Raw genomic sequence first — 9,510 nt, forward strand, 5'->3', positions numbered from 1 at the left:
TCAGTGAGAGGCGCGGCCTCTATCTGCTGGTCGATGCGGCGGTGAACACCGCCAGTTGCGCATCGAACGCCCGCCGGAATGCAGGCCGCGCTTCGCCGCGGGCGACATAGGCCGAGAGGTCGGGATATTCCTCCAGCAGGCGAGATGCATTCAACCGGCGCAGCACCGTCACCATCATGAGATCGCCGGCGCTGAACGCGCCGTCGAGCCACTCGGCCTCGCCGAGGCGACGCGACAATTCGCCGAGCCTGATACGGACCCGATCCTTCAGGACCGGCAGCCGCTCCTCGTACCAGCCCTTGTCGCGCTCGAACAGCATCGTCATCCCGAACTCGACGATCGGCGGCTCCAGCGTGTTGAGCGCGGCAAACATCCATGCGATCGCGCGGCTCCTCGCATTCGCATCCTTTGGCAACAATCCATCATGGCGTTCGGCGATATGGAGCACGATCGCGCCGGACTCGAACAAGGCGAGATCGCCGTCCTCATAGGTCGGAATCTGCCCGAACGGATGCAGCGCAAGATGGGCGGGGTCCTTCATCGCCGCGAACGACACGAGGCGGACGTCGCAGGGCAGGCCCACTTCCTCGAGCGCCCAGCGAACGCGCATGTCGCGCGCCTGCCCCTTGCCGCGGTCGGGTGAGTTTTCGAAGGCTGTGATGGTGGGCATCTGGCGGCTCCGGGGTGATCGGCGTTGCATTCAAAGGACGAACGGCCGGCTCGGGTTCCGACAGGGGCGCCGTAAAAAGTCCGGCGCCCGTGTCGGAACACCGTTCCGCCGCTCGTCCTTGCAGCGATGGTCGCGCGTCCGGTCCAAGACGAAAGGATACAATTTCATGACGTCAATCACGCCGTTCCTCTGGTTCGCCAACAACGTCCAGGAAGCCGTCGCCTTCTACAAAGCGGTGTTCCCCAACGCAAAAGTCGAGACCGTCAGCGACCTCATGGCGGTGTTCGAACTCGAAGGCCAGCGCTTCCACGCGCTCAACGGCGGGCCGCAATACCGCTTCACCGAGGCGGTCTCGTTCTTCATCAGCGTGGAGACGCAGGCCGAGGTCGACTACTTCTGGAGCCGCCTCACTGCCGACGGTGGCGAGGAATCCCGATGCGGATGGCTCAAGGACAAATTTGGACTGTCCTGGCAGGTGATCCCGTCGGCGCTCGGCCGCTACCTCGGCGATCCCGACCGTACCAGAGCGAACCGCGTCATGCAGGCGATGATGGAGATGCGGAAGATCATCATCGCGGACCTCGATAGGGCGTATGCGGGGTGACGGTGCCGTAGGGTGGGCAAAGGCGCGCTCTTCGCGCGCCGTGCCCACCGTTCTTCCGGATTTGTTGAGAGATGGTGGGCACGGCGCAAGAGCGCCTTTGCCCACCCTACGAAGCCAACCATCCGCATCGCCAATTCGCCTTGCATCGCTATACTGACGACCATCAGCAGGATGGTGATCCCATGGGAAACGAATTGGAAGGCAAGGTTGCTGCCGTGACCGGGGCCGCGTCGGGCATCGGGTTGGCGAGCACTGAAGCAATGCTGGCCGCGGGCGCGCGCGTGGTGATGGTCGACCGCGACGAGGCCGCGCTGAAGGCGCTCAGCAACAGGCATGGCGACGCCGTGATCCCGCTGGTCGTCGACCTCCTGGATCCCAGGGACTGCGCATCGTTGCTGCCGCGCGTCCTGGAGAAGGCAGGCCAGCTCGACATCCTGCATGCGAATGCTGGCACCTATGTCGGCGGCGATCTGGTCGATGCCGACACTATGGCCATCGACCGGATGCTGAACCTGAATGTCAACGTCGTGATGAAGAACGTGCACGACGTGCTGCCGCACATGATCGCGCGCCGGAGCGGCGACATCATCGTCACGAGCTCGCTGGCGGCGCATTTTCCGACGCCCTGGGAGCCGGTCTATGCGTCGTCCAAATGGGCGATCAACTGCTTCGTCCAGACGGTGCGGCGCCAGGTCTTCAAGCACGGCATTCGCGTCGGCTCGATCTCGCCCGGCCCGGTCGTCACCTCATTGCTCGCGGACTGGCCGCCGGAGAAGCTGAAGGAAGCCAGGGAAACGGGTAGCCTGCTGGAGGCCAGTGACGTGGCTGAGGTCGTGATGTTCATGCTGACACGGCCGCGCGGCATGACCATTCGCGACGTGGTCATGCTGCCGACCAATTTCGATCTTTAGGGCGGCAACGGGTGTTCTAACTCCTCATGGTGAGGAGGCGCGAAGCGCCGTCTCGAACCATGCAGGCCCGGATGTCGCCTGCGGCCATCCTTCGAGACGACCGCTGCGCGGTCTCCTCAGGATGAGGTCTGTGGGGGTTGAGCGTCCAACGCAGCGATCCACGCCGCAAGCTCCCGCCAAGGCTCCAGCGTCCAGTGACCGGACGCAGCGCCGGACGGCGAGGGCAGCACGAACACGTCGGGGAGCTTCTCCTCGCGCGGCTGCCGCCCCAGCGCGATCCCACTCGACGGCCTGCCGTAAAACAAGCTCGCGGCCTTCTTGCTCGTGAACGCAATCGTCCGCGGCCGATATGTTTCGATCTTGGCCCTGAAGCCGGGCACGTCGATCGTTTCAGTCGCGATCTGATGATCCATCCCGGCGCCCGACTTGGAGAGATCGGTGAAGCCGATCCCGAGTTCGAGCAGCATGGCGAACTCGCCCGGCTGATACCGCCGCGGCGTGATGCCGGCTTCATGGATCGCGCGCCAGAACCGGTTGCCGGGATGGGCGTAGTAGTGTCCGACCGCGGCCGAGCGCGTGCTGGCGGCGGTGCCGACGAAGACGAGGCGGAGGTTGGGGCGGAGCTGATCGGGGAGGCGGTGGGGGATTTCAGGCAAGTCGACAGCTTCTAGGTTTGCCAGTTGCATAAGAAAGCTCAGCCGGTCACAAATGCGTCCATTCAACCCGTGACACCAACAAGCGCACTAAAAGATTAAGAGGGAGCTCTCCGTGATCGTTCAAGAGTTGGCGGATCAGTTGCGCCAAGACTATGACACCGCCGAAGAAGGCAAGAAAGTGATAGCTATTCATCTGTTCGGCATTCGGTGGGCGAGTCAACTCGAAGGAATATCTTGTAAGGAGGTCGCTATCAGAGCTGGCATCCACGAATCGTACGGAACCGAAATTCGAAAGGGAGTTAACCTAGCCGAGTACGTCTCCATTCGATGAGTCTTCGATACCGAATTCTTAGCTTGAGCTGTTGTAGCCCGCATGAGCGGAGCGATATGCGGGAAAGCAAAGACCCCGGATATCGCTGCGCTCATCCGGGCTGCGCTTGCTAACTCGACTGGAGTGCTTAACGTGATTGATCCCGAAAATTGGCTCGCAAATCGTGCTCTTGGCTACGCTCAACTGAATGAGCGAGAACGGGCTGCCATTGCGCACTTTTCTCTTCTATGGGGCCTGTTTGAGTTACAGGTAATGAACGCGCGGGCAAACGCTGTGGGTCTTGTTAGGAAAGTAGAGGATTGGGATTCGACGAGAGGACTCCAGCGCGATCCATTTGAAGGTGCGTTTCACTATTTCAGGTCTCGCTATTTCTTGAATGGAACCTTCGGTGATCTCTTCGAAGGACTAAGATTTGGACGGAGCGATTGCCGGAAGTTGGTCGAGGAGGCTCTGAGCCAAGAACAGCCAACTCCGAAGGACATGATTGCGGCGTTATTGTTGATCACGTATCGGCTGAGGAATAATTTATTCCACGGCGAAAAGTGGGCCTACGGAATTCGGGATCAACGCCAAAATTTCGAGAATGCCAATCAAGTTCTAATGCGGGCGCTGGAGTTGAGCTAGCGGACGCTAAGGCTAGCCGTTCCGCGAAGGCGCTCGGTCAAAGAGCGATGGTAGGAGGCTCTAGTTACAAGATAGTCTCATAATGAGAGGGGCCGGACTTTCACCCGGCCCCTGAGTTCGATGGAGTAGGGATATCCTTCACAGCACCCGATTGCTCTCCTTCACCTTCTCCGCATCCAGATACACGCTTGAGCCCATCTCCTTGAACTTCGCGCTCATCTTCGCCATGCCGTCCTCGGCGGTGCCGCTCATCGACATGCCCACGCTGTTCGGGTCGTTCAGCGTCGCCGCATAGTCCCGCACGTCCTGGGTGATCTTCATCGAGCAGAATTTTGGTCCGCACATCGAGCAGAAATGCGCGACCTTGTGGGCTTCCTTCGGCAGGGTCTCGTCGTGGAAGTTCTTGGCGGTGTCGGGGTCGAGGCCGAGGTTGAACTGGTCGCTCCAGCGGAAGTCGAAACGGGCGCGGGAGAGCGCGTCGTCGCGGAGCTGGGCGGCCGGGTGGCCCTTGGCGAGGTCGGAGGCGTGCGCAGCGATCTTGTAGGTGATGACGCCGACCTTGACGTCGTTGCGATCAGGCAGGCCGAGATGCTCCTTCGGCGTGACGTAGCAGAGCATGGCGCAGCCGAACCAGCCGATCATGGCGGCGCCAATGCCCGAGGTGATGTGGTCGTAGCCCGGCGCGATGTCGGTGGTCAGCGGTCCAAGCGTGTAGAACGGCGCCTCGCCGCACTCCTTGAGCTGCTTGTCCATGTTGATCTTGATCTTGTGCATCGGCACGTGGCCGGGGCCCTCGATCATGACCTGACAGCCCTTGTCCCACGCGATCTTGGTCAGTTCACCGAGCGTCTCGAGTTCGGCGAACTGCGCGCGGTCGTTGGCATCCGCGATCGAGCCGGGGCGCAGGCCGTCGCCGAGCGAGAACGAGACGTCATACTTGCGCATGAGGTCGCAGATCTCGTCGAAATGGGTGTAGAGGAAGCTCTCCTTGTGATGCGCCAGGCACCACTTCGCCATGATCGAGCCGCCGCGGCTGACGATGCCGGTGACGCGGTTGGCGGTGAGGTGGATATAGGACAGGCGCACGCCGGCGTGGATGGTGAAGTAGTCGACGCCCTGCTCGCACTGCTCGATCAGCGTGTCCTTGTAGAGCTCCCAGGTCAGTTTGACGGGATCGCCTTCGCACTTCTCCAGCGCCTGGTAAATCGGCACGGTGCCGATCGGGATCGGCGCGTTGCGCAGAATCCATTCCCGGGTGGTGTGGATGTTGCGGCCGGTGGAGAGGTCCATCACGGTGTCGGCGCCCCAGCGGATCGCCCACACCATCTTGTCGACTTCCTCTTCCACCGACGACGTCACGGCGGAGTTGCCAATATTGGCGTTGATCTTGGTGAGGAAGTTGCGGCCGATGATCATCGGCTCCAACTCAGCGTGGTTGATGTTGCAGGGGATGATGGCGCGGCCGCGCGCGATCTCGGAGCGGACGAATTCCGGGGTGATGAAGGCAGGGACTTCGGCGCCAAAGCTTTCGCCGTCGGCCAGCGCTGCCTCCGCGCGATCGAGCTGTTTTTTGCGGCCGAGGTTTTCGCGCTCGGCGACGTAGATCATTTCCTTGGTGATGATGCCGGCGCGGGCGAATTCGAGCTGGGTGATCTTGTGGCCGTCGAGGCCGCGCAGCGGCTTGTGGTGCGCGGTGAAGGCCTTTGCGGCATGCGAGGCGCCGACGTTGCCATTGTCCTCCGGCTTGATATCGCGGCCCTGATACTCCTCGACGCCGCCTCGCTCCTTGACCCAGGCGAGACGGTTGCGCGACAGGCCGGCGTTGACGTCGATGGTAACGGTCGGGTCGGTGTAGGGGCCCGAGGTGTCGTAGACCGGCAGGTTGGGCTCGCCGGCGCCCTCGGAGAGGATGATCTCGCGCAACGGCACGCGGATGTCGGGCGCAGCGTCCGGAGACGCGAAGATTTTTCGCGACGAGGGCAGCGGGCCGGTGGTGACGGCGGGAACGGTCTTGTCGGGGTTGGAGCGGATGTTCATGGGATCCTCCGTTGTATCTCTCGTTCAGGCGGCTTTGGCGGAATCGCCAAGCCATTGTTTGACTCGCGCGTCCGGGTCGGCGTTTTGGGTGACGTCGCTGACGACGGCGATGGAATCTGCGCCGGCGGCAAAGATCTCCGCGGCGTGCTCGAACTTGATGCCGCCGATCGCGACCAGCGGGATGCTGCCGATCCGCTTCTTCCATTCCGTGATCTTCGGAATGCCCTGCGGTTCGAAGCGCATCGATTTGAGCGTGGTGAAGAAGATCGGACCGAGCGCGACGTAGTCGGGCTCTGCGGCACGCGCGGTCTCTAGCTCCGCGTCGTCATGGGTGGAGATGCCGAGCGACAGGCCGGCCTCGCGGATGGCCTTGAGGTCCGCTTCCGCCAGGTCTTCCTGACCGAGGTGCAGATATTTTGCGCCGGCGACGACGGCCGCGCGCCAATAGTCGTTCACGACCAGCTTGGCCTGCGTGTCCTTCGTGATCGCCAGCGCATCGGTGACGATCTGGAGCGCGTCGGCATCGTTGAGGTCTTTCGCGCGCAGCTGGATGGTGCCGACGCCGAGCTTGGTCAGGCGTTCGACCCATTTGAGGCTGTCGACGACGGGATAGAAGCGATCAGGATACGGCATGCCAGAATGGTGTCCCAACGACAGGGGTGGAGGGGGAAGCGAAGTCGCGGGCGTTCATCAGCCCGGCTTCGTAGGCGGTGCGGCCGGCATCACAGCCGAGACGGAAGGCATTGGCCATCGCGACGGGATCGGCGGCTTTAGCGATGGCGGTGTTGAGCAGCACGGCGTCGTAGCCGAGTTCGAGCGCCTCGGCCGCATGCGACGGCGCGCCGATGCCGGCATCGACCACCAGCGTGATATCAGGCAGGCGCTCGCGCAGCAGTTTCAGCGCGTCGCGGTTGGTGATGCCGCGGGCCGAGCCGATCGGCGCGGCCCAGGGCATGACGACCTTGCAGCCGACATCGACCAGGCGGTTCGCGACCGAGAGATCCTCGGTGCAATAGGGGAACACCTCAAAGCCGTCCTTGATCAGGATGGTGGCGGCTTCGACCAGGCCGACGACGTCGGGCTGCAGCGTGTCGTTGTCGGCGATCACTTCCAGCTTGATCCAGGATGTGCCGAACAATTCGCGCGCGAGTTTTGCGGTGGTCACGGCTTCGCGCACGCTGCGGCAGCCGGCGGTGTTCGGCAGCACGCTGACGTCGAGCTCGCGGATCAGATTCCAGAATGCGTCCCCGGTCTTGCCGCCGGCGGCTTCGCGGCGCAGCGATACCGTGACGATGTTCGAGCCGGAGGCACGGATCGCCGCCTGCATGATCGCAGGCGAGGGATACAGCGCGCTGCCGATCAGGAGGCGGGAGGGGAAGGATTTGCCGTAGAAGGTCACCATGTCCGAGGTGTCTCCTCAAGTTCAACTGTCGTCCCCGCGAAGGCGGGGACCCATACCGCGTGATTTCTCTTGGGGCACGTGGGGAGAGACCGGCCGCCATAACCGCTCCCTGTGGTTATGGGTCCCCGCCTTCGCGGGGACGACAAGTGGAGAGAGCGTGCCATCATCTCCCTCACCCTCCCTGCCGCGGCGTGATGATCTCGATCTCGTCGCCGGCCTTGAGGTGGGTCTCGGCCCAGCGGCTTTTCGGCACGACGTCGTAATTGAGCGCGATCGCGAAATGGGTGCCCTCGTAGTCGAGCTCGGCCACCAGCGCGTCGACGCTTGCGGAATTCACCTCGCGCTGCTCGCCGTTGACGATCACGCGCATTGCATCACCTCATTGTCGATCTGGCCGCGCTGGACGTATTGCAGCGTCAGCTCGGCGAGCGCCGGTGCGATCAGGAAGCCGTGGCGGTAGAGCCCGTTAACGCTGATCTGGCCGCCACGAATGCCGATGCGCGGCAGATTGTCGGGGAAAGCGGGGCGCAAGCCCGAGCCGAATTCGACGATGCGGGCCTCGCCGAAAGCAGGATGCACGGCATAGGCCGCACCCAGCAGCTCCAGCGCGGAGCGCACGCTGACGCCGGTGTCCTCGGCCTCGATCGAGGTCGCGCCCAGCATGAACAGATTGTCCTCGCGCGGGATCACGTAGAGCGGCCAGCGCGGATGGATCAGCCGCACCGGGCGCGCCAGCCGCACCTCGCCGGTCTCGATCAAAATCATCTCGCCCTTGACGCCGCGCAACTCCGGCTGCTCGTCGCGCGCGCCGAGGCCGCGGCAGTCGATCACGATACCGTCGAGGTCTTTGGCGGAGACGTCGCTGGAGAACTTGATGATGCCGCCGGCGGCGCGGATGCGCTCGTGCAGCTTCGGCAGCACGCGGCGCGGCTCGACATGGCCCTCGGTCGGGAAGAACAGCGCGTCGCGGAAGCGGCCCTCCAGCGACGGCTCGAGCTCGGCAAGGCTGGTCGCATCTAGCCGGCGGTGGCCTTCGGTCATCCGCGCAAAGCGCTCGAAATCGTTGCGCTCGCGCGGGTGGGCGACGACGAGCGAGCCATTGAAGGGGGTGTCCGGCAGCTCGCGCCGCCAGATGTCCAGGGAGCGCTGGCCGAGCCTGGAGATGATGGGTTCGGCGACCTCCGCCTCGCACCAGGGCGCGAGCATCCCGCCGGCCCAATGGCTGGTGGAATCGGTCATCGCGGCGTCACCGCGCTCGTGTAGCGTCACGGCATGGCCGGCCTGCGCGAACAAAAGCGCCTGCCAGGCACCTGCAATGCCTGCGCCGATGATGGATACCGGGGAATCCGGTCGCTTGGTGGTCTGCAACATCCCTGTCCCTTCGCCGGCATGACCCGGATCAGGTTCAAAGGGTCACCGCGGTCCTGGGCCTTCTGACCCATTTAGCGGTATCTCAGCTCCTCCTCGGAGCACCCCTCGGAACGGCTCTAATGTATGCCAGCGGGACGGGGTGGTCAACGCGCTAGCCACAGGGCTGACATTCCGGCGCGGTCCGCCGGACCGAACCCCGGGTGCGCAATTGCGCACCGGGGAAGCTCGAGATTCCGGGCTCGATGCTTCGCATCGCCCCGGAATGACGGTGGCTAGTGGTTGGGAACCTGCGCCCGCGCATTGCTGACGCGCTGGGCCAGCTTCTTATGCGGCGCCGTCCCGAGCATCGGCTGCGGATTGCCGTTCGGCTCGAGCCAGGTGTCGCCCATATTGGCGACCTGCATGGCCTCCTGACGCTGCCGCTTTGCAACGTAGTAATAGCCGCCCGCGAAATAACGCACGGCTCGGGCGTGGTCGCCGTTGGCGGCGCGATAGGCGCCGGCGAGGTATTTGACGGCGTAGGTGAGGTTGGTGTTGGGATCGCGCAGGCCGGCGGCGTCGCCGGTGTAGCCGACCCCGCGGGCGGTCGCGAGCTTGATCTGCATCAGGCCGATGGTGCCGCCGCGACCGATCAGGCCGGGCTGATAGCGGCTCTCGCGCATGATGACGCGATGCACCAGCGCTTCCGGCACGCCGTTGGCGCGGGCATGGGCCGCGACCATCTCGGCATATTCGGCTTCGCCCGCGAATGCGGCCTGGGGCAACATCAGCCCGGCCGCAGCGACCACGGCAATACGCAAAATTTTCATTGAATTATTCCTCGGCAGAACGAACCTGCACCCGTGCGCGTTAGGCCGTGGGAACACGGCGATGATGTGGCGAAACGCCGCCAGCGGCGATTTTC

General features: G+C 63.6%; 12 protein-coding genes and 1 riboswitch. Of the genes, 4 read left to right on the top strand and 8 right to left on the bottom strand.

Annotated elements, in window-relative coordinates:
* Positions 1 to 19 precede the first annotated feature (19 nt).
* On the bottom strand, positions 20 to 670 hold the full coding sequence (locus tag AB7G19_RS09290; RefSeq protein ID WP_085405149.1) for a glutathione S-transferase family protein: 651 nt from the start codon (positions 668 to 670) through the stop codon (positions 20 to 22).
* A gap of 166 nt (positions 671 to 836) precedes the next feature.
* Here AB7G19_RS09290 and AB7G19_RS09295 point away from each other — a divergent pair, with 166 nt between their 5' ends.
* Both AB7G19_RS09295 and AB7G19_RS09300 read left to right on the top strand, forming a co-directional pair.
* On the top strand, positions 837 to 1,274 hold the full coding sequence (locus tag AB7G19_RS09295; RefSeq protein WP_085405148.1) for a VOC family protein: 438 nt from the start codon (positions 837 to 839) through the stop codon (positions 1,272 to 1,274).
* 182 nt (positions 1,275 to 1,456) lie between these two features.
* Positions 1,457 to 2,185 carry an SDR family oxidoreductase gene (locus AB7G19_RS09300; RefSeq protein ID WP_085405317.1) on the top strand — a complete coding sequence of 243 codons (729 nt, stop codon included), beginning with the start codon at positions 1,457 to 1,459 and terminating at the stop codon, positions 2,183 to 2,185.
* A 116-nt stretch (positions 2,186 to 2,301) separates the two neighbouring features.
* Here AB7G19_RS09300 and AB7G19_RS09305 read toward each other — a convergent pair whose 3' ends face one another.
* Entirely contained in the window at positions 2,302 to 2,871 is a 570-nt protein-coding gene (locus AB7G19_RS09305) for a mismatch-specific DNA-glycosylase (RefSeq protein ID WP_094184514.1), read from the bottom strand.
* An 82-nt stretch (positions 2,872 to 2,953) separates the two neighbouring features.
* Here AB7G19_RS09305 and AB7G19_RS09310 point away from each other — a divergent pair, with 82 nt between their 5' ends.
* Complete coding sequence (locus tag AB7G19_RS09310; protein WP_085405147.1) at positions 2,954 to 3,172, top strand: HTH-like domain-containing protein; 219 nt, start codon at positions 2,954 to 2,956, stop codon at positions 3,170 to 3,172.
* A 132-nt stretch (positions 3,173 to 3,304) separates the two neighbouring features.
* Positions 3,305 to 3,796, top strand: a complete 492-nt coding sequence (locus AB7G19_RS09315; RefSeq protein WP_135214818.1) for a hypothetical protein — start codon at positions 3,305 to 3,307, stop codon at positions 3,794 to 3,796.
* Positions 3,797 to 3,934: 138 nt separating this feature from the next.
* On the opposite strand, the gene thiC is transcribed toward AB7G19_RS09315, so the two are convergent.
* From thiC to AB7G19_RS09345, 6 genes are all read right to left on the bottom strand, one after another.
* The gene (gene thiC, locus AB7G19_RS09320) at positions 3,935 to 5,833 is read right to left on the bottom strand and encodes a phosphomethylpyrimidine synthase ThiC (protein WP_085405145.1); all 1,899 of its coding nucleotides are present in this window, start codon (positions 5,831 to 5,833) and stop codon (positions 3,935 to 3,937) included.
* 24 nt (positions 5,834 to 5,857) lie between these two features.
* Positions 5,858 to 6,466, bottom strand: coding sequence for a thiamine phosphate synthase (locus AB7G19_RS09325; RefSeq protein ID WP_085405144.1), 609 nt, complete (start codon positions 6,464 to 6,466; stop codon positions 5,858 to 5,860).
* Positions 6,453 to 7,235, bottom strand: coding sequence for a thiazole synthase (locus AB7G19_RS09330; RefSeq protein WP_085405143.1), 783 nt, complete (start codon positions 7,233 to 7,235; stop codon positions 6,453 to 6,455). Before AB7G19_RS09330 ends, AB7G19_RS09325 begins: the two co-directional genes overlap by 14 nt.
* Positions 7,236 to 7,407: 172 nt before the next feature.
* Positions 7,408 to 7,605: a sulfur carrier protein ThiS gene (thiS, locus tag AB7G19_RS09335; RefSeq protein ID WP_441267757.1), complete on the bottom strand. Its 198-nt coding sequence runs from the start codon at positions 7,603 to 7,605 to the stop codon at positions 7,408 to 7,410.
* Positions 7,596 to 8,606 carry an FAD-dependent oxidoreductase gene (locus AB7G19_RS09340; protein WP_085405142.1) on the bottom strand — a complete coding sequence of 337 codons (1,011 nt, stop codon included), beginning with the start codon at positions 8,604 to 8,606 and terminating at the stop codon, positions 7,596 to 7,598. Before AB7G19_RS09340 ends, thiS begins: the two co-directional genes overlap by 10 nt.
* Positions 8,594 to 8,722: riboswitch (TPP riboswitch) on the bottom strand. Its footprint overlaps the gene before it by 13 nt.
* Positions 8,723 to 8,878: 156 nt before the next feature.
* Complete coding sequence (locus tag AB7G19_RS09345) at positions 8,879 to 9,415, bottom strand: lytic transglycosylase domain-containing protein (RefSeq protein WP_085405141.1); 537 nt, start codon at positions 9,413 to 9,415, stop codon at positions 8,879 to 8,881.
* Between the last annotated feature and the right edge of the window lie 95 nt (positions 9,416 to 9,510).

Source organism: Bradyrhizobium sp. 215_C5_N1_1, assembly GCF_052075935.1.
Classification (GTDB): Bacteria; Pseudomonadota; Alphaproteobacteria; order Rhizobiales; family Xanthobacteraceae; genus Bradyrhizobium; species Bradyrhizobium barranii.